General features: G+C 66.4%; 22 protein-coding genes. All 22 read right to left on the bottom strand.

From position 1 onward, the window contains the following. Window positions 1-7: 7 nt before the first annotated feature. The gene (locus MPLG2_RS03835) at window positions 8-1,486 is read right to left on the bottom strand and encodes a type IV secretion system protein (protein WP_197710071.1); all 1,479 of its coding nucleotides are present in this window, start codon (window positions 1,484-1,486) and stop codon (window positions 8-10) included. Beyond that, the gene (locus MPLG2_RS03830) at window positions 1,483-2,283 is read right to left on the bottom strand and encodes a hypothetical protein (RefSeq protein WP_158680853.1); all 801 of its coding nucleotides are present in this window, start codon (window positions 2,281-2,283) and stop codon (window positions 1,483-1,485) included. The genes MPLG2_RS03835 and MPLG2_RS03830 overlap by 4 nt, the downstream gene beginning before the upstream one ends. A 46-nt stretch (window positions 2,284-2,329) precedes the next feature. After that, the gene (locus MPLG2_RS03825) at window positions 2,330-2,674 is read right to left on the bottom strand and encodes a hypothetical protein (protein ID WP_231935774.1); all 345 of its coding nucleotides are present in this window, start codon (window positions 2,672-2,674) and stop codon (window positions 2,330-2,332) included. Beyond that, window positions 2,674-3,495 carry a hypothetical protein gene (locus tag MPLG2_RS03820; protein ID WP_105185000.1) on the bottom strand — a complete coding sequence of 274 codons (822 nt, stop codon included), beginning with the start codon at window positions 3,493-3,495 and terminating at the stop codon, window positions 2,674-2,676. Before MPLG2_RS03820 ends, MPLG2_RS03825 begins: the two co-directional genes overlap by 1 nt. Then, entirely contained in the window at window positions 3,492-3,674 is a 183-nt protein-coding gene (locus MPLG2_RS03815) for a hypothetical protein (protein WP_105184999.1), read from the bottom strand. Before MPLG2_RS03815 ends, MPLG2_RS03820 begins: the two co-directional genes overlap by 4 nt. A 107-nt stretch (window positions 3,675-3,781) precedes the next feature. Further along, window positions 3,782-4,546 (bottom strand): hypothetical protein, encoded by a 765-nt coding sequence (locus tag MPLG2_RS03810; RefSeq protein ID WP_105184998.1) that lies wholly within the window; start codon window positions 4,544-4,546, stop codon window positions 3,782-3,784. A 296-nt stretch (window positions 4,547-4,842) separates the two neighbouring features. After that, a complete protein-coding gene (locus MPLG2_RS03805) occupies window positions 4,843-7,866 on the bottom strand; it encodes a LysM peptidoglycan-binding domain-containing protein (protein WP_105184997.1) in 3,024 nt (1,007 codons plus the stop codon). Then, complete coding sequence (locus tag MPLG2_RS03800) at window positions 7,863-8,309, bottom strand: pilus assembly protein TadG-related protein (RefSeq protein ID WP_158680852.1); 447 nt, start codon at window positions 8,307-8,309, stop codon at window positions 7,863-7,865. The genes MPLG2_RS03805 and MPLG2_RS03800 overlap by 4 nt, the downstream gene beginning before the upstream one ends. Next, window positions 8,306-8,740: a TadE/TadG family type IV pilus assembly protein gene (locus MPLG2_RS03795; RefSeq protein WP_105184995.1), complete on the bottom strand. Its 435-nt coding sequence runs from the start codon at window positions 8,738-8,740 to the stop codon at window positions 8,306-8,308. The genes MPLG2_RS03800 and MPLG2_RS03795 overlap by 4 nt, the downstream gene beginning before the upstream one ends. Then, window positions 8,737-9,129 carry a pilus assembly protein gene (locus MPLG2_RS03790; protein ID WP_158680851.1) on the bottom strand — a complete coding sequence of 131 codons (393 nt, stop codon included), beginning with the start codon at window positions 9,127-9,129 and terminating at the stop codon, window positions 8,737-8,739. The genes MPLG2_RS03795 and MPLG2_RS03790 overlap by 4 nt, the downstream gene beginning before the upstream one ends. A 119-nt stretch (window positions 9,130-9,248) precedes the next feature. Further along, complete coding sequence (locus MPLG2_RS03785) at window positions 9,249-9,443, bottom strand: hypothetical protein (RefSeq protein ID WP_105184993.1); 195 nt, start codon at window positions 9,441-9,443, stop codon at window positions 9,249-9,251. A 68-nt stretch (window positions 9,444-9,511) separates the two neighbouring features. After that, a complete protein-coding gene (locus MPLG2_RS03780; protein WP_105184992.1) occupies window positions 9,512-10,417 on the bottom strand; it encodes a hypothetical protein in 906 nt (301 codons plus the stop codon). Then, a complete protein-coding gene (locus MPLG2_RS03775) occupies window positions 10,414-11,259 on the bottom strand; it encodes a type II secretion system F family protein (protein WP_231935773.1) in 846 nt (281 codons plus the stop codon). The genes MPLG2_RS03780 and MPLG2_RS03775 overlap by 4 nt, the downstream gene beginning before the upstream one ends. A 23-nt stretch (window positions 11,260-11,282) precedes the next feature. Continuing rightward, window positions 11,283-12,863, bottom strand: a complete 1,581-nt coding sequence (locus MPLG2_RS03770) for a CpaF family protein (protein ID WP_105184991.1) — start codon at window positions 12,861-12,863, stop codon at window positions 11,283-11,285. Then, on the bottom strand, window positions 12,860-13,027 hold the full coding sequence (locus MPLG2_RS18280; RefSeq protein ID WP_158680850.1) for a hypothetical protein: 168 nt from the start codon (window positions 13,025-13,027) through the stop codon (window positions 12,860-12,862). Before MPLG2_RS18280 ends, MPLG2_RS03770 begins: the two co-directional genes overlap by 4 nt. Continuing rightward, entirely contained in the window at window positions 13,024-13,860 is an 837-nt protein-coding gene (locus MPLG2_RS03765) for a P-loop NTPase family protein (protein ID WP_105184990.1), read from the bottom strand. The genes MPLG2_RS18280 and MPLG2_RS03765 overlap by 4 nt, the downstream gene beginning before the upstream one ends. Window positions 13,861-13,874: 14 nt before the next feature. Continuing rightward, complete coding sequence (locus tag MPLG2_RS03760) at window positions 13,875-14,573, bottom strand: SAF domain-containing protein (protein ID WP_158680848.1); 699 nt, start codon at window positions 14,571-14,573, stop codon at window positions 13,875-13,877. Window positions 14,574-14,597: 24 nt separating this feature from the next. After that, window positions 14,598-15,362, bottom strand: coding sequence for a hypothetical protein (locus MPLG2_RS18275; protein WP_158680847.1), 765 nt, complete (start codon window positions 15,360-15,362; stop codon window positions 14,598-14,600). Further along, complete coding sequence (locus MPLG2_RS03745; RefSeq protein ID WP_158680846.1) at window positions 15,359-15,961, bottom strand: hypothetical protein; 603 nt, start codon at window positions 15,959-15,961, stop codon at window positions 15,359-15,361. The genes MPLG2_RS18275 and MPLG2_RS03745 overlap by 4 nt, the downstream gene beginning before the upstream one ends. Before the next feature lie 607 nt (window positions 15,962-16,568). After that, window positions 16,569-16,805, bottom strand: a complete 237-nt coding sequence (locus MPLG2_RS19810) for a helix-turn-helix domain-containing protein (RefSeq protein ID WP_105184985.1) — start codon at window positions 16,803-16,805, stop codon at window positions 16,569-16,571. A gap of 810 nt (window positions 16,806-17,615) precedes the next feature. After that, entirely contained in the window at window positions 17,616-18,287 is a 672-nt protein-coding gene (locus MPLG2_RS03735) for a class I SAM-dependent methyltransferase (RefSeq protein WP_158680845.1), read from the bottom strand. Further along, the gene (locus tag MPLG2_RS18270) at window positions 18,287-18,793 is read right to left on the bottom strand and encodes a hypothetical protein (protein ID WP_158680844.1); all 507 of its coding nucleotides are present in this window, start codon (window positions 18,791-18,793) and stop codon (window positions 18,287-18,289) included. The genes MPLG2_RS03735 and MPLG2_RS18270 overlap by 1 nt, the downstream gene beginning before the upstream one ends. Between the last annotated feature and the right edge of the window lie 321 nt (window positions 18,794-19,114).

Below are 19,114 nucleotides of genomic sequence, written 5' to 3'. Positions count from 1 at the left end.
TTCCCGATCACAGCACCACCACCGCCGCCTCGGCCGCCTCGCCGGCGACCGCCCCCGACCCGGCACCACCACCGGAGGCGCCGCCGCCGGCACCGCCGCCCGAGCCGGTTCCTCCGCGCGCACCACTGCCGCCACCGGAGCCGCCGGTGGGCCCCGGGTCACTGCTGGTCGGTCCCGCGTTGGGCGGCTGGCCGGACTGGTCCTCGCCGCTGCCGCCTGTCTCGTTGCCGTTGCTGCCGTTGGCTTCCCGGTTGGCCCGGGCGGCCTGATCGTTGCGTCCGCCCTGGTAGTCGGGCTGGTAGGTGTTGTGGCCGATGCCGGCCTGGTTGGTGACGTCGCTGATCAGCGACGCGCCGCCAGACCCGATCGAGGTGACCAGCCCGATACCGGCGGAGAAGGCGGCACCGACCGGGCCGAGCGCGGACGCGGCCGACTGCACCACACCGGTGACTCGGCTGTTGGTGGCCGCCTCCGCCCCCTGTTCCCCTGCGGAGGAGCCGCTGTCGCTGCTTTCGGCTGCGCTGCCGTCATCGGCTGTTGTTGCTGACGGGTTGCCGTTCAGCAGGCCCTGCAAACCGCCGGTGGCCTGCCAACCGGCCCGCATCGCCGCCCCCGAGGCGGTGCCCGGGTCGATGAAGGCGAGCAGCTTGAACAGGGCCAGCGGCGCCACCACCGACACGCAGATGAGCACCGCCGCCGGTAGCGCGGTGCCGACGGTGGCCTCCATCGACCCCGCCTTCCCGGCCGCCACCCCTTCGGTGAACTTCATTCCGACCCCCATCACGATCACCACCAGCAGCGGAGTGGCCGCCGCGGCATGCAGCCAACGGAACGACTTCCAGAACCAGGCGGCGGTGGTCTTGTTCGCCAACCCGGCAGCCGCGATCGGCCCGGTGCCGACCAGCACCAGCAGTGCGGCGTTGCGGGCCAGCAGCACGATGAAGTGCGCGATCGCCGCCAGCCACACGAACAGGCCGAGTAGACCCAGGGCGGTCGCCACCCCCGCGTCGGTGATCTGCTTGCCGTCGATGTACTCCCACGGCTTCCAGTCGTTCCAGGAGGTGACGTTCAGCAGCGACTCCATCATCGAGCGGGTCAACCCGCCCATCCCGAGCGTCAGGATGACGGCGTAGGAGATCCAGGCGAAGCACACCAAACCGAACTGGGCAACGCCGATCAGGGCACCCGCCAACTGTTTGCCGTCGCGGCGGAATGCGGCCACCCCCAGCTGCACCGCCAGCAATGCGACCATCAGCACCCCGGCCAGCCAGAACGTGGCCTGGTACAGGTCGTGGCCCGGCCCGTTCTCCGACAGGTCCGGCGTCATCCAGGCATCCATGAAGCCCAACACCAGGCGCAGCACCCACAGCCCTGCCGCCCACACGCTCAGCCAGGCCGCCGTCCACGCGTCTGTGGCGATCTGAGCCGCGGTCGAACCGAGTTGGCTGAACGGATCCCACGGCAGCGGGAGGATCGGGTTGATCATCGCTGCCTGCCCGCCACGTCACGCCACGCCAGCCAGCCAGCCCCGGCTGCTGTCGCCGACCCGGGCCAGGCCGACGGCGCTGGCGCCGGCTGGGCGCCCGGGCCGACCATCCACCGATCCGTCACCCACACCATCCGGGCACACAAGCCGTACCCCATCCGAGCCTCGGCGTTCACCACCACCCGCACGTCCAGCAGCACACACGCCAGCACCCAGTCGGGACCGTCGACGCCTTTCACCATCGCCCCCGCCGGCCGGGCCGACACCAGTGTGGAGACGTCCTTGGCGTGCCCGGACTGCCGGGCCGAGGTGAGGAACGCCTGCACGCTGCGGGTCAGGTCCCACTCGGCGATGCCTGGGCCGCCCGGCGCCACCCACGCGTCGTGCACGTCGCCCAGCACCGAGGTGTCCATGGCTTCCAGCACGCGGCGCTCGATCGCCGCCCACTGGCCCACCGCACCGGCCGGGGTGTGCGGGAAACCGACCGCCACCTCGGCCACGCCCAGGTCGTCATCGAACGGCAGCGGCACACTCATCGACGCCGCGCCCTCGATCGACGACTCCGGGGTGAACGCCGCCTGCCGATCGAGGCTGGCCATCGGCGCGGCCGCGATCCGGTCCCGTACCGACCCGGCCTGCGGTGCCGCGTCCGCGGTTGCCGCCACGGTCGGCGAGCCGCCCACCGCGTACCACACCGTCATCCCGACACCGGCCAGCAACGCCACGAGCACCACCAGCGCGGCAGCCAGCATCGCCACCAGCCGGCGCCGATCCCACGCCACCGGCGGCACTTGCAACTGCGAGCCCCTTCGTCGACCAAACATGCGCAGCACCCGGTTCTTCCTAGATGCAGCCGTTGCCGAGGATGCTGTCCACGATCGGCGGGGCGATCACGTACAGGAACGCGGCCAGGATCACCACGAAAATGCCGATGATGCCGGCCTTCGACGCATGCGGCATGTTGAACACCCGGCCCGCGACGATCGCCCCGATCGCGATCACCACCCCGACGCCGAACAGGGCGATCACACCCCACAGCACGTAGCCGGTGATGTCGTCGGCGTACTTCTGGGCCCCCGGCGGCGCCTTCGGACACACCTTCATCGGCACCAGCAGCGGTGCCGCGTGCCCCACTGCCACATGCGTCGCTCTCACAGCCGCGGCACCCATCATCGAAATCATCGTCATCACAGAAGTCCTTCCACTTGGTTCAACACACTCACTCCCGCCGCGCGGACGGCGGACGGTAACGGATCAGGGGTCAAGCCCGACAGGGCCAACTGGGCATCGAACGGGACACACACCAGCCGGTCCCTGGCCCGCAGTTGGCGCACTGCTGCACTCGCCGACTGCTGCAGCGGCCGCGGCCAGCGTCGGCCGGTTCCCACCAGCACTGCGACCATTCGCTGCTCACCCACCAGGCCAAGAGCGGAGTCCAACCGCCGCAGACCAGGTACCGTCGCCCGCGCCACCAGCACTACCGCAGCGGCCGATCGAGCCTGGTCGGACAACCAGCTATCGCTTCTCAGCAGCGCGTCGACGTCCCATGAGCAATCGAGGAAGGTCCACGCTGTGCGCTGTCCGACGGCCGGCGCGGGTAGGCCGGCCGGTCCATCCACACGGTCCTGTCGGCGCTCGATCACCAGCCCGTCCCGGTCGCTGCGCACCCAGCCCTCGCCGACCTCGCCCAGCTCGGCAGTGCTGGCTGCGGCCAGCCCCGACGCCGACGCCGAGCAGCACTCCACCACCCGCGCCACCCCTGACACGGCCCCTGCCAACGACAACGCAACCGTCGAGGTACCCACCGCAGGCGCGGCGCCACACACCAGCACGACCCGCTCGGTCGTCCCCACGCTGAAGCCATGAGCGGATCTGCGGATGGCGGGTTCGTGAACGCTGATGGGTTCGTGCTGACCGGTGGGGAGCGTCGAGGCACGGCGAAAGGCACCGGCACCTGCAGCCCTGTATGCCCTGGCCAACTCGTCGACGGCCACGATCTTCCCGGTCATGCGATCCTTCGCATCTGTCGCAGGCGCATGGCCCGGCCGATGGCGGCCGGGCCTCGGCGCGCCAGGCCGATCTTCGCGTTCTGGATCGTCACCAGATCGTCGGCGAGCAGCGCAACGCGGGCGGACAACGCCACGAGTTCATCGATCACGCTTCGCTCGCGGGAGATCGTCTCGAGCATCTCCTCAGTGCTGGACGATTGACTCATCGTGGTCTCCTCTCATATGTCTTAAAGCCCGTTCTTCACCGGGTTCTCGGACAAGGCCTGCTGTCCGCGTGGGGGCCGTGTCAGGCGCTCTGTCGCCACTCGATGTGAGACACGGCCAGCGCATCGATCGACCGCCTGACACGCCTGCGCACGGTGCGACCGCTCAGCCCGAGCGACACCCCGACCACGTTGGAGACGCGATCACCCAGCAGCGATCCGCCGGCCTCGGCCGTGGTCACCGAAGCCGAGGCTGTGAGCACGTCGAGGATCAGCAGCTCGTCCTCGGGCGTGATGGCGCCGTTGCGGACGCCACGGGTGAGAATGCCCAGCAATGCGTCCATGTCGGACTCCTGGGCGACGGTGGCGATGTTCATCTCCTCTTCGCCCAGCGACAGCTCCGGCTCAGGCATGAGTTCGGCGAACATGGCTTTGCGTAGACGGCTCACCAGGTACGCCCACACGTCACGGGCACAACCCGGGGTGTACTGCTTGATCTCCAACCACAGCAGCGCGGCGACATGGTGGTCCGCGTCTTGGTGGTGCCGATACTTGCGGGCCAGGACGCACGCCGGACCGAGCATCAGCCATGCCAGCACGCGCGCAGCGGCGGCGTCGTCGTCGCCTTTCGCCGATGCCGCGTGTGCAAGGCTTCGCAGCACAATCTGGCGCTGTTCCGCCTCGGCGGTTCCGATCCACCGCCTGAGGGTGTTGGGGTCTGGGTTGTTGATCACGGCAGCGCACTCGGACCAGGCTGACCAATGGCTGCGCAGGAGTGCGTCGACTTCTTCAGAGGTCAAGTCGAGGGCTGCAGGGACGCCGGCGTGGCGATGAATCGGCTGGGCCATGCGATGGCTCCTTCCTGGGTTGGTGCGACCAGGAAAGAGCATCAAAAGCATGTGGCCATAGAGGTCACCGGTTTGCCTGTGGATACCGTTGCAGCATCCACAGAGTTATCCATACCCCCTTGTCAAAGGCACGTCCCCTAACGTCCCCTAACTCGCCGGGTGAACCCCTCGACAGGTGGCCCTTCGCTGATTATTCCGCGGAATAATTTGGGTGGTCAGGCAGCACCAGGCGGCAGGGTCGCGGCGGCCGTGAGCCAATTATTCCGCGGAATTAATTGGGTTGGCGTTGGGAGGCGTCAGCTGGCCTTGCCTCCCTCGGCGAGCCACTTGTGCGTGCGCAGGATCTGCTCCGCGCGACGTGACAGATCTGGTGGGGGTTCTCCGCTGTCGTCGCGCCAGGTGGCCACTCGGCGGGCCACAATTGCGGCGGCGCCAGCCTGACCTGCGAAGGCGAGCACGGCGGCCAGATCGAGTTGCGGTGTTGCCTCGTTCGGGGCCACCCGGCTCGCCAACTCGGCTGCGTAGCGCGCCAGGTCAGGTTCGTCGGCGCCGAGGGCGATGGTGGAGACGATATGCGCGACATCGACGATGGCGCATTGGAGGTGCTGATCCAGGTGTGTCTCGGATAGCCACACTCCGACACGTGAACGCATCGCGTCAAAGGGAGGGCCTGTCACCAGTTCGAGCGCATTGCAGAGATCCTGAAGTCCGTGCCGGCCGCGCGCCTCGCCGCGAAGGCGCAGTCTGCGGAACAGGTCGGCGTCGAACAAGACGTCCTGAAGGGCATAGAGACCAACGCCGCGCTGGGCCGCCTGCGGTGCCTTCATTGCGTCGGGAAGGAACGGGTGGCCGCTGTCTGGATCGATACCTAGCCAGCTGCGCACTACCGACATGTCGCGCCGCACCCGCGCATCACTCAGCCCGAACGCGTCTGCGACCTCTGCCGTCGTGGCCCCTTCGGGGCGAGTGCACAAGAAGGCAACCAACTCGGTGTAGTAGCCCATCCTGGCCGCGGCCCGGGCTGGGTCGCCTCCGCTGCCGACACGGACTTTGATGGGGCCGAGAACCTGCACCCTTGGTCGTGCCGAGGATTGTCTGCGCCACTGCTCCAGGTCGTCATCGAGCGTTGGGTCGATGGCTTCAACGCGGGCGCGCACATGTGCGGGGACCAGCGGTGCGAGTTCCTCCAGGTCGAGTTCGGTGTTAGCCGTGCGGGCTAGGTAGGTGTCGTCCGGTTCGGGCAACACCGAGCTAGCGTCCGGCTGCGCCGACGAGCGCGGCAGTGTCAGGCCGGAACGCAGCGCGCCGGCTGCATTCGCCATGCTCGCCCACGAGGGCTCCGCGGCGATGGCCGGTTCGGGCATGGGCTCGCCTTCCTCGGCGCGCCCCGCTGCGATGAGTGCTGCGCAGCCTCGGGCCTCGTCCTCGGTGAGTCCGTTGACGACGAGATCAAGACCGAGCTGAGGCGCGAGCAGCCGGCCGTCGTCGGTGAGCCGCATGGTGATTCCGCCGTGGCCGTGCGGATCGTCAACGATGACGACAGCTGTGGCTGTACGACGGGGCTGGTCGGCGATCAGCTCGGTGAGCACGTCCAGGTCGTCGGCTTGAGCGTTGCCGCAGATCAGGATGCGGCTTGCCCAAAGTTCGTCGCCGGCAAATGTGACGCGCGCCGTTTCCAGGCTCTGCTGGCCCTCAAGGCGTTCGTTGATGTGGATCGCTGCCGCCACCTGGTTGGGGATGATGTCGGTGGACGCCGGGTGGTGCCGGATCCGGCCCGGGTCCAGCGCAACCAGTTCCGGGCATACCTCGAGGCAGTCGATCTCCACGTCCCGTGCCCAGGGCGACACCGCAAGCTCGGTGCCCAGGTAACGGGCCAGGTCGGCGGCGTAGGTGGAGTTGCCGGTGAAGCTGATGATGCCGAACGCCTCAAGGTTGATAAGCCGCCAGCCGCTGCCGTCGGTGCCGAGGCAGACCAGCTGTGGCCATGGTGGTGGGCTGTCGGACTCCAGTGGGCCGACGAGGTCGAGGTCAGCGTCACGATCGACACGCCACACTTGGGCGTCCTCGGAATCGAGGCAGGTCCAGGGCTCGCCCAACTGGACCGAGTGGGCGAATCGAGCAGTCAGGTGGTGCTCAGTGACGTCTACCCCTACCAGGGCCGGTATCGGGTCCGCCGCTGCCTTGAGGGTGGCGACCAGCCGCCGCAAGATGGCGTCGATGGAAACGACGATTTCCCCTGTCGGCGCGCCCTGCTGGTGCAAGGTCTTTTCCACCGGAGCCAAAGCGGGGTCGGGGGTGGCGATGGTGCGTCCGGGGCGTCGAGTGCGGAACTGTACGGCGCGGCGGCGCCGCAGGGTGATCCACAGACCGCCTGCCAGCAAAGCACCGGCGCCGGCCAAGCCGCTGAGAAGCCAGGCAGGACTCTGGTCGGCTGCCGTGGCCGCGGTGGTGTCGTCGGCACCCTGCGAACTGGTCGTCGCGCTCGGCCCAGAAGTGCCGGCGGTGGCCGACGGCGTAGCCGTTTCGCCCGGCCGGTGAGTGCTGGCTGTGGGTGTGTCAGCTTTGGGGCCGGGCAGCTTCGGAGTACTGGTCTTGGTGGAGCGCTGGTTCGGCTCGTGCCGGCTGGTGACCGGCTTGCTGGCGGTGCTGGGGATGGTGATCTTCCAGCCGGGGTAGATGAGGTCGGCGTCGCTGAGATGTCGCCCGTCGGGCTGTGTGGTCGACTTCGAGGCACGAAACAGTTTGGGGTAGTTGGCGGCTCGGCCGGTGGTTTCCAGAGCGATCTCGCTCAGGGTGTCGCCGCGCTTCACTGTCCAGGTTCGTTGCTGTTTGGACTGGCTAGGTTTGTCCGCCCTCTGGCTCTTGACCGGAGCATGCCTGGCGGCGTGGTCGGACGGCACCGACACGTGCGCCGGTGCTGCAGCAGGAACTGGCTGTGGTTGAGCCAGGGAGGGGGCTGCAGCGGTCATGGTTCCTGCAGCGACGAACAGCGCGGCGGCCGCGGCCACCAGTCCTCGGGCCATTGATTGGGGCAGGCGTAGCCCGCGAATCTGCGGCACCGGCAGGTTGCGAGCGCGGGAGATCAGCTCGAGGGCGACGGCGAGGGTGAGGATGGCCCAGGCGATCCAGCCGGCGAGCTTCAGCACGGTGAACAGCAAGGTGCCGTCGTCGGGGCTGGTGAGTGCCTGCAGGAGACCGTTCCAGGTCCAGCCGAATCGTGGGGCGCCGATGTGGTTGACGGCGATCAGCAGGCTGGGTAGGCCGACCAGGATGGTGGCCAGGCCGAGCAGGGCGAGCAGGCCGCGCAGGCGGGTCATCATGGGTGTTCCTCCCCGTTGAGGGCGCGGGCGATGCGCACGGTGGCGGTTGATCCGGTCACGGTGATGCTGGGGATGCCGATGATGGACAGGAACCGTGTCTGGTACTGGCTGGTGGCCTCCACGACGAGGTTTCCGTCGACGATCTGCGCGGTACCGGTCATGCCTGCGCCGCGAATGTAGCCCAGCGCTGCATTCTTGGCGCGGCCAGCGGTGACGGTGACGCTGTGCCCGTCCGCCATGTAGGTGTCGGTGGCGACCTGTTGTGCGGCGGTGCGGGCGGCTTGGCCGGCGATGTCGCTGGCTTGCCGAAGGGTGGCGAGTTGGCCCGTCAGATCGACGGCGACACCGATCAGCACCGTCATCAGGGTGATCGTGACCAGCGCCCAGACTGTGACCACCACCCCACGCTCGTCCCGGCAGCGTTCGGTAAACTTGCCTCTCATCGCCGCCCCCTGAAGGTGTCCAGCGGGCTGGTCATGGAGTACTCGGCCCGGTAGTTCGGCAACCCACCGGGCAATCCAGCCAAGCCGGACACGTCGACGTCGCACGCGACGGTTACCGACACGCTGGCTGGGGCGCCGACGGGAATGTTGAATCCGCTGGTGTCCACAGCCACGCTGGTGCGGCGGCATGGCACCTGCTGGTTGACCAGACTGCTCGCGGCGGTCCGAGCAGCAGCACTACGCGCTTCGCTGGGTGTGCGAGCGATCGACGCGCTTCGTGCGGCGTCGGCGGCTGCCGATTCGACGGCCGTGCGGGCCAATGCGATCCGCCCCGCCAGAATCAGCACCAGCAGGAACATGGCGATGGCTGGGACGAGGATGACGGTTTCGACCGGAATCGAGCCGCGGTCGTCGGCAAGGTGTCGGTTCATGGTCCGGTCAGCCTCTCGACCTCGACGTTAGCGGTGTGAGTGACGGTCGGAGCGAAGCCGGTGATCAGGCTCAGCGGGGTGCCGGTCACGGTCACCGTGACGGTGGTGGCGCTGCGGGTGCATCTGACCTGCACGTCGTGAATAGCGGAGGTGACCCGGCGGGCAAGGTCTTCGGACGCTTCCCGACAGGCGGCGGTGGAGCCATGTTCGGCGGCCGCCGCGGTGGCGCCGGTCTGGGCGATCGTGATGGCGGCGCTGCCGCCGTAGTAGTACATGGCGGCACTGATGATCGCGACCAGGAGACCCAGCAGCGCCGGAGGGAAAACCAGCAGGAAGGCGACCGAGGCCGACCCCGTCTCGTCACGGATTCTGCGGACGAAACGAGTCACCGTGCCACCGGTCCGGGCAGCCGGAGTAGCGCGACCGAGGCCGACCCGGCCTTGGTCGCGCTTGCTGCGCATCATGTCTGTCACGGCTACCCGTACGTGGTTTGCTCGCGGTTTCCCGGTCAGGGCCTGGGGATCGCGGCGATCAGGTCGGCGATGTAGCCGCGGAAGAAGACCGTCACGCCGATGGCGACGGTGGCCACGACAGCGAGGATGATCAGCTTCTCAGTGGTCTCCGAGAAGCCTTGTTCGTCACGCAGCCGACGGTTCAGCACGGTCCACCATGCGGTGAGCTTGGCGCTCAGTTCGATAGTCATGGGGTGTTCCTCCTTCTTTCTTGGGGCTTTCCTTTGTTGATGGTTGCCCGGCGTTGGGGTTGAGGCTTCTAGTGGACGACGAGGTTCATGATCACGGCGACAACCACGATCAGGGCGATGCTGAGTCCCATCAGCGGAACGGGAATGCCCATGCGTTCCCCGATCGCGTTGGCCTGAGCCAGCTCGGCGGTGAGGCGCGCCTGCCGCATCGAGCTGGACCTGCTCCTGAGCGTCTCGTAGACCTCGACACCCTCGGCACCTGACAGCCGCATGGTGTCGGCCAAGTCGTCCAGGTCGGGCAGTGCCAACTCGACAGCCAGCTCATGCAACGCCTCGGCGGGCTGAGTGCGGGCGAAGTCGCTGCGGGCCAACGCTTCACTGATCCGGCGGAATGGCCAGGAATCGCCACGCAGGGCGGCGTCCTCGAGTGCCTGCCGGGTCGCAGCACCGCCGGATTTTCGTTCCAACGCGACCAGGTCGATGTAGCTGGCAAGCGCGCGGGAAAACTCCGTTCGAGCCTTCGCGGCGTTCTTCTTGACCTCCAGGTTCGGCACGAACCACAACAGCACCGCCAGGATCAGCGTCGCGGCCGCCGGCACGTAGAGCGTGACATCCACAGCCATTGACAGCAGCAGGCTCAACAAGGGAACGATCAGCAAGGCCGCGCCGGCGTGCAGCAGTTTCTCGCCGTAGAAGACATGCACCGGAGTGCCCAGTAAGGCCAGGTCCCGGGTAGGGGCCTCGCCGCGTAGCCCCGATGGGAGGTGCCGCTGGCCCCATCGGCCGACCCGGCTGGACAGCGTTTCATCTGCCGGTGATGGGGTGGAAGGTCTGCTGGGGCTGGTCAGGCCGGGACGGAGTCGGGCCATGACATCGCCCAGGTCGGGATCTGCGGGCAGCAGATACCAGACCAGGAACAGCACGCCGGCACCGGCCAGCAGCCCGGCCGCGATCCACATCTGCAGCAGGGTCATGCCGGCCCCTTCCCGCGCAACTCGACTCCCATGAAGCGAGGCGGCTCAGGGATGATCGAGAGCCGCCGCATCCACCACAGGCACCCGGCGTAGCAGGCCAGCAGGACAGCCAAGATGATCTGGCCGACTGGCGTGTGGTAGGCGGACATGATGTTGCCCATCAACCCCAACCCGGTCAGCATCAGTAGTGAGATCAGCGTCACCTGGCGGGCGATGGCCCGGGGCTTACTGCGATCCGCCTCAACCTGGCGGCGGGCCCGCACATCCTCAGCAACTGACTCAGCCAAACCGCTCAGCACCGCCGCCAAACCTTCGCCACGAAGCTGAGCGCCCACCATCAACGCCGCACAGACCAGATCCCCGGTGGCGTCGTTGAGATCATCGGCGAACGCCCTCAAGGCCGCGTCGGTTGGCCAGCGTGCCCTCAGCCGTGCCACCAGCCTGGTGACCTCGGGTTTGATTGGCTCGGGCACCGAGCGCAGCGACACCTCCAACGCACCCTCCAACGCCTGCCCAGCGATCAGCACCCCGGCCAAGCTGTGGGTCCATTCCGACATGGCCTCCAGGCGGGCGATCACCTTGCCCTCCCCCGACACCATCAACAGTGCAGGCAAGGCCAGCACCGCGATCGGCAGCACTGCGATGGCGATCCACCAGCCGGTCACCAGCCCGATCACCCATCCGGCAATGAAGGCCGCCACAGCCGCCCAACGCACCGCAGGCGGTGTCTTCGCCCAACGGCCCGGCTTCCTGGCCTGGCGCGGCCGCGCCGGCGCCGGCGGTACCCGCTGAAGACCGGCCCACATGAGGCACACGCCGGCCATGAACAGCACCCCGGCCACTGCGGACAGGAACGCTCCGGTGCTCACGATGCCGCCTCGGGACGGTTCGCGAGGCGTTCGTGTTCGAACCGGTCCAGGTCGAACCCGGCGCCGATCAGGTCGACCATGAGGTCATCGGGCCGGGTGTGCGCTACCCCGCATTGGCCCGGCACCCGACGAAACACTTGATTCATGCCGTAGCCGCGTGGCCGCTCACCCGGCGTGATCTGCAGCACCTCCGACACGTAGCGAACCTTGCGTCCGGCTGACCCCTGCGGCCCTTTGACGATGTCGCAGCCGAGCTGCACGACCAGGTCGATCGAGTCGGCCAGCTTCGCAGCGACCGCCTCCTCGTTCATGTTCGGGCCGGCCTCCATCGCACAGGTGACCAGCTTGCGCATCGTCTTGGCCGCGCTAGCGGCGTGAGTGGTGGACAGCGACCCCGGCCCGGACTCCATCAGCTTGACCATCGACCACACTTCCGGGCCGAGGATTTCGCCCAGGATCTGCCGATCCAGCCGGAACCGGAAGGAGCTGCGGATCTGCTCAGCGGTGGTACGCGAGCCGGCCGAGCGGCCGTTGGCGCCACGCTCGCCGGAACCCTCCCGCGCCTCCCACGGAAACACCATGTGGTGCTGCTCGGGCATCTCGTGCAGGAAGAGTTCGTACTCGGACTCGAAAGTGCCCAACACCTCAGAGGGATCGATGGCGGCGCACAGGGCCCGCAGGAACGTGGTCTTGCCGGCACCCTGACCACCGGCCACCACGATCGACAACCCGGCCCGCACCGCGGCCTGCAGAAAGTCAGCCATCGTTTCGGTGATGCTGCCCCATTCGACCAGCTCGGCCAACGTGACTTGTCGGATCCGATGCCTGCGGATCACCACCGAAATCCGGGCGGTATCAAGCGCCGCGGCTAGCCGTGACCCGTCAGGCAGGGTCAGGTTCAGCGATGGCTGGCTGCGGGTAAAGGAGCGAGGATTAGGGGACCGTTCGGCAAGAAACGCGATGAACTCTTCCAGCTCCTTGTCGGTCTCGGCGACCGCGTCGCCGGGCCACAGCGTGCCATCGGCGTGTTCCACGATGACGCGATCGCAGCCGCTGATGAGAATGTTCTCGGCCCGTTCGTCGTCCACCAACGGTTGCAGACGGCCCAGCCCGAACACTGCGTCGAACACCGCTTTCGCCAGCGCCTCCTGCTGCGCCAACGAGTCGGCCTCAGCGCGCCGCGCCAAAGCTTCGGCGGCCCGCTCGTCGAGCAAGGCGCCGATCAGGTCACGCCCCTCATCCTCGCGGCGCTCGACACTCCACTGGGCATCCCCCATCCGGTCCGACAGCCGGCGTGACACCTCGGCCCGCAGCTGCGCCACCAACTCCCAATCCATCGGATTCGCCGGCGCCGCAGGCTGAGCATGATCTACCTGGTCAGGATCTACCTGCTCGGCGCGCTGCCGAATCTGTCGCGCCTTGTCCAGCGAGGCGACTGGCGGCTCGATGTCGTCGGCGTCGCCGCGGCCGTAGCGGAATGCTGACCGCACCCGGCCCTGCCCGACTCCTGATCCGCCGAACACTGGCAGTTCCAGCGGGCTCTCGTGGTCTTCCTCGGGAAACTCGATCGCACTCATGGCTGCCCCAGCCCGTCTCGCACCAGTCGTGCGAAGTCGGCATCCTCACGCATCGGCCGACGCATCTCGCCCTCCCCGTACACCAGGTCCACGCGCACCCTTGTCATCGGTTCTGTGCTGCTCTCGGTCTGGTTCGTGCTGTGCTGCGGCTGATCGGTGCTCATGGGGAGACCTCCTGGCGGGTGCGGGCGGCGATCATGCCGCGAAACAGTTGGGTGTCGCGGCGGGTTAGCTCAGTGAGCGACCCAATCGCCTCCGCGCTGCGTTGAAGGCTGGCGGCGTAGGCCGAATGTCGAAATGCCCGATCCGCCGCTTTCGCGCCACCGAAGCGTGGTGCCGGCTTGTCGGCACCCTGCGAGTACACGGCGGCTCGGGCCGGATCCCAACCGACGGTGGCGGCCACCCCCAGTCCGAGTGTTTTGGCGACCTCGCCTGCCCTGTACGGCTGGCCCTCACCAACCAGCAGCAGCTTCACGTCATGGCCGGGCAGCACATCTTCCGCCAACGACTCCGCCCAGGACCGCGCCGCCACCAACGCCGGCAACGTCGAACGGGTCACCAGCAAAGTCAGATCCGAATGGGCAACCAGCTGGCGAGGCCAGCTCGCCAACCCCAGCCTGCCACCATCCACGATCACGTCCTGGCCGTCAGCGGCCACCTCCCGCAACGCCCGCAGCAGCGGCTCCCACAACCGTGCCAAGCCAGGAGCCTGCTCATGAGAGCGTGAGCCGAACAGGATCGACACGTCGGTGTCCGGCACACCCATCACGATCCGTGGCAACGCCTCAGCCAGCAGGCCGCTACGGTGCGCCATCGCCAAATCCACCAAACCGGCATGATCAACCTGCCCCCGGAAGTAGCCGGCCGCCAACGCTGACGAACCCGCGGGATCGGCCTCCACCAACACCACCGGACGTGGCCAGCACAACGCCAACCCCAACCCGGTCGTGGTCACCCCGGGCGAACCCGCCGCCGACACCAACGTCACCAAAGCCATCAGCGTTGCCTCCCCTACCGCTCGCGGGAGTCCAGAACGACAGCCACCTTGCCAGTGGCGGCTCGGGCCGCCAGCTCGGCCGACTTGTCCTGCGTCACCAGCACATCCACCACCGTCTGGGTCTCCCCCGGCGTCACCCGCACCACCGTGGCAGTAATCACCGCCGGGCTCGGATTCTTGTCGCTCACCTCACCGCTCGGGCCGGGTGTCTGCACCAAACGAACCTGATCGCCGGCGCGCAACGGTTCCGCCGGCATCAAGCCAGGCGCGACCGGGATACCCACCATCGACATCCCCTCCGCCGGCTGCACCAAGTCAGTCACCTGACTCGGTGTTAGCAAGGCGCCAGCACTCAAGTCGACAGCCGCCGAGCGGCCTACCATCGACGCCATCTGGTCGCCGGGCACCGTCTGCACCGACGGATCCACCGTCACCCGCACCCGACCCAACGCCGAGGCAGGAATGATCGCGCCGCGCTGCACATCAGCTCGAACCACCACCACCTCCACGCTCGTCGAGGCGGCCGACCACAGCCAGACGCCCGCCATCGCCCCCATCACCAGCAGAGCGACACCAACCACCAGCAGCAGCGGGCGCCGACGCAACCGGGGCGACGTGGCGGCAGTCTCATGCGGAGCAGGGCCTCCCGCCGGCGGCACGGCCTCCGATGCGGCCTCTTTACCGTTCCTCTTGGTCAGAACGCTTAACGCCACGTCCTCATCACCCCTTCTCGTGATTCAGCGGACCCTGATCGCTTGCAACTCGGCCACCACATAGCGGTAGCTGGTCGACAGCGGCACCGGAATGTCACCCGATTCGCCATACCCCGACCAGTGCGCCACCCAATGCGACGTCGCAGTGATCGTGTAAGTCCCCTGCTTCGAATACGTGTGGCCACAGGTCGGCGACGGATAGGCCGAGCCGTCGGCCTTCACCATCCCCCGCTTCCACTCCGTTCCCTTGCCGCACGAGAACTTGGCGCCATCCCCCATGTCCCACGACACCGACGACACCCTGGCCGTTAGCGACATGCCCCCAGCCGTGATCGTCACCGGTCCCCAGGTCGTCGCCGACGGATCATCGGCCCACAACCACACCGGCAAACCCACCAAACCCATCGAGTTCGGACCCTTCGCCAACGGCGTTATCCCCACCGTGATCGGCTTCAACTGCACCCGTGCCACAAGAAGCCGCGCCATCTGCTGGGGTGATACCTGAACAGCAGGATCGTTACCCTGACAGAGACCCGGCTGCGGCGGCCCACCATCCTCGCCCGGAACCTCGCAGGGATAACCACCAGGAACACCCACGCCATTCACTGGTGGAATCACTTGATTCCCGCCGCCGCCGCCACCACCGCCACCACCGCCGCCGCCGCCACCTATCAGGTCGGTGACGTTGCAGTCTCCAAGTTCGCCGCAGTCCTTCTCGGCATGTGCGACCTGCGTGGATGTGAAAAGGACCACCGCTGCCAGGATCGCGCCGCAGATGACCCGCCTCACGAGCCGCACCGTCCATCCACGGTCGCGATGCCGTAAACCCGCCAGGTGTGGGACCCTGCGGGCTTTCGCACTGAGTACTGGCGCAAGTTGAACTTCGGCGGCTGATCAGTGTTGGCGAGATTCCCTGACTTGTCTGCAACTCGGATTGCCGACTGATCTCGACAAACTGTGACATGCACTTCGAGCCCGCGTTCGCTGTGGTTGTCTACCGCCTTCGTAGCGTTGAGCGACAGAACTCTCACATCGCCCTCGTAGTGCCACCCCTTCTTCTTCAAGGTCATCATTGCGCCGACGTTGTTCGGAACCATGTCCCCACCGAGGTACTTCTTGAACTCGGCTCTCATCTGGGCCTCGGTGTACTTGGACGGATCGGCGCCAATCCGCAGTGACGTCTCTGAGTAGCCGTGCACCGCATCGATCGCCGCCTGCTGCTCTGCGCTCCAGCTCGACGCCGGCGTGGGCGAGCCTGAGGGGGTGGGTGAGCTGGTCGCTGACGGAACTTCAGACGAGGGAGGCACGACGGGTGTTGCAGTGCAACCCACAAGGGCAACAATGGCGGCTGAGGCCACTGCCGCGGTTCGTAGACGTGCGATCGACATAGAACCCTCCTTCACCACCCTTTCAGCCGTTGACGGTGACGGGTTTCGGACAACTTCTACGTAGAAGTGGGTTCTAAACCTGGGGTGGTGTGACGAGAGTACAGCGCGAGCGACCGGATGCCGGTCCCGATTATTCCGCGGAATAATCGGTCCCGAGGCCGGAGCTGCCCGGCCATTAGCACGGGGTTCATTGACCGCAGGGCCGCACCTGACCGTCCAATCCCCGGCGCCGAATCTTCGGCGGGCGGTCAACGACTCAACGATGCCTGAGACGGCGACGACGAGGGCGTCCATTGGAGGCGGGCAGTCCTCGCCGACTTGGGTGGGATCTGGGCGTGGGCCGCAGATCGCGCCAAGGGCGGCCACTACGCCGGTCCATACCGGCCTGAGATGCGAAGGTTCTTTCTGGACACTGCCCTACCCGCGGCAGACGACAGCACACCCCGCCGTGCCAACGCTGAGGGGCCCATCACCCCGCGTCAGAAGCCCTTCGGGGAATCGAGTTCGGAGAGCGTAGCCGAGCGACCGGCTTGGACCGCAGCGCCGTCCTCTGCCGATCGCGCTGTTGGTGCTTGAACGCATCCTTTGAACAATGCAGGAAACTTGTTCATGCGCTGTGTCGCGCGTGGATGGTGCCGATCGTGGGGATTGGCCGTAATAGGGCCTCGACGTCAGAGGCTTGCACCCTGATGAGTCGGGGACCGAAGCGGCGGGCCGGCAGTTTGCCGACTGTGATGCGGCGTCGGAGGGTGTCAACGCTAACCCCGTAGATGGTGGCTGCCTGCCGCAGCGAAAGCCATCCTCGCGGGCGCTGGCTGCCCGCCGTTTCCCTGGTGCTGCTCATCGCGTCTCTCCTGGAGGTGATGGTCGGATACCGCAGATCCCGGGGGAAATCTCGCCTGACGTGCGTGAAGCCTCGTGTCCGGCCATCACCCGCGGGAACTATGGAGACATCCGAGCAGGAGCATGTGGCCGTCGATGTCACCGCCTCCTTCAAACCAGCCGCAAAAGGACGCACACAAGGGACTGAAAGACCAAGTGAAAGCGACGTCCCCCAACGTCCCCCAAGTTGTCGGAAAGTCCTACTTGACTGGACCCAACATCCTCCCCGGTCACCACGATCCAGATCGCGGCCATACTCGTCGCTCCACCCGCCGGCGCTGCGTTCGGCTGAATTTGCCGCCACCGATCCCACCTGGTCAGCGGCTTCACCCACGGCGCCGGCGCACTTCACCACACTCAGCGGGCCACGACAATGTCAGCGCCTGTGCCCACGCCGGTCGAATTCTGACCCCCACCCGGCGGCCGAGTGTCGGCTCGCCCAGTTGCGCCAAGCACAAGTGCGATCAAGGGTGATGATCGAACTTGTCGAGATCCATCCGGTCATGGCCGGCCGATGGTCGAGCTTGTCGAGATCCGTCCGGATCTGCCGATGACAGTGTGGTCTGCGGATGCATCCCAAATAACAAGCGCAGCGTCCGCAAGCTGATCCCGAATCAACAACTCCGCCCGATCAGATCTGCTGCCACACCCTCGGCGGACGCAAACTCGGGACTAGCTATGCGATGAGGTCGATGCGCGCTGCTCCCGGCTCGCCCGGAGGTCAATCTAGAGTTGGATCAACGCCACGGGCTACGGGTTGTTGACTCCTCTTCTAGGCGGGCCCCCTCCAAGTAGCCACCAAACGACAGATGACTGGGTCCTCGCCCTCGAAAGGCGCCAGCCCCCTATTCTCCTCGCAAGACAGCACCTTTCCACCATGTTCTACGATCTCCTCGCGAACGAGGTCTGGCCGCAGATAGTTGCGGAAGTGCTTTTCGCCGTAAGCATGCATCGTCCGCGCGTCGTCCACTGTGCGGAACTCGAGGAATAGGAGGCCGCCCTGACCGAGGACCGAAGCCGAGATCTCAAGAAGATTATTCCGTTCCACATTTCCAGTAGCATGAAGCAGGAAGCGCGCGTAGCAACTTGTGGGGACGTCTTCGGCGACTGACAACTCAACCTTAGTGCGCGCGATCTCAAGATCAGCTAGATCGAGCACTTCAAAGTGCGCGGGATGCCCCCTCGTCGTTGCCTCGCGACGTGCGATTTCGATGGCTTCAGCCGAGCAATCGAACCCTGTTACGAGATGTCCGAGCGAAGCGAAGTACATCGAGTCGCGGCCAGTGCCGCATCCGAAATCAAGGACCTGGCTACCTTCTTCAAGACGCTCAGCCGTCCATGCGGCAAAGGGTGACTCATGCAAAAGGCTCTGAGGCCCGCGGTTAGCTCGATAAAAGGCGTCCCAATATGAACGAATTGATTCGACAGGCACTTCAAGGTCCACTAGAAGCTCAGAAACACGAAGATGCCGGAGATGAGGCCCGAAGCGCCGAGAAGCCAAAGCATCAAGCTGTAGAGGAATAGGCTGTGGCCACGCCCAAATGTGCGACTCCGGATCCAAGGGTCTTTCTTTGAAGGCTCCTCAGGCACGTCATCGAACCAAGGGTGCGCGGGTAGTTGCGCAAGACGCGATATTGTTGCAGCGAAATAGAGGGACGAGACGTAGAGCAGGTAATACCGCCCAATGATGCTCACACTTAGGAGAGCTAGGGGCGCTATGAGGACCAGGATTGCTCCACCAAGGTGCACGACCTCAACACTTAGTGCCTGATTCTCCTGGTTACGATCGAGCGCGAAACCAAAGACCACGAATACGGTTGTGATGATTCCAAGCAGCAGCGCGGTGGTCTGTTGCACGTGTGTGTGAAACAGGCGAAGGGCGTCGTACATCTCTTGGCGAGCTTCGCTAGCAGCTTCTCTCATATCCGGCTCAGGCGCCCCTGCTGTCACGAGAGGATCGTAGGACCGCTGGCCGGCCAACTGTCGTGCGAGGAGCAATCGTCCCAAAATGGCTAAAGCCGCGGGCCGTGCCTAGCGCAGACCGCACGATCCACCGAGGACGACCGATGACTGGAGTACATCGCCGACCCTGCTTTGTGCAGGTGCCATCAGGCCAGCCCGTCGGTGTAGCCAACTCTGCAGTATTCGAGGGCGCTGCTGGCCCCTTCTGTGCAACATCTGCCGCGGGTCGGCCGATAACCTCCGGCCGGGGCGTGTGCGCGACCTCATCCATCCACATTCGTGCTGGATTGCCGGGCGCAGGGCGGGTCG

It is taken from the genome of Micropruina glycogenica, assembly GCF_900289045.1.
Lineage (GTDB): Bacteria > Actinomycetota > Actinomycetes > Propionibacteriales > Propionibacteriaceae > Micropruina > Micropruina glycogenica.
Note: the sequence above shows the minus strand (reverse complement) of the source record. Positions and strands in the feature narration are given on the sequence as shown.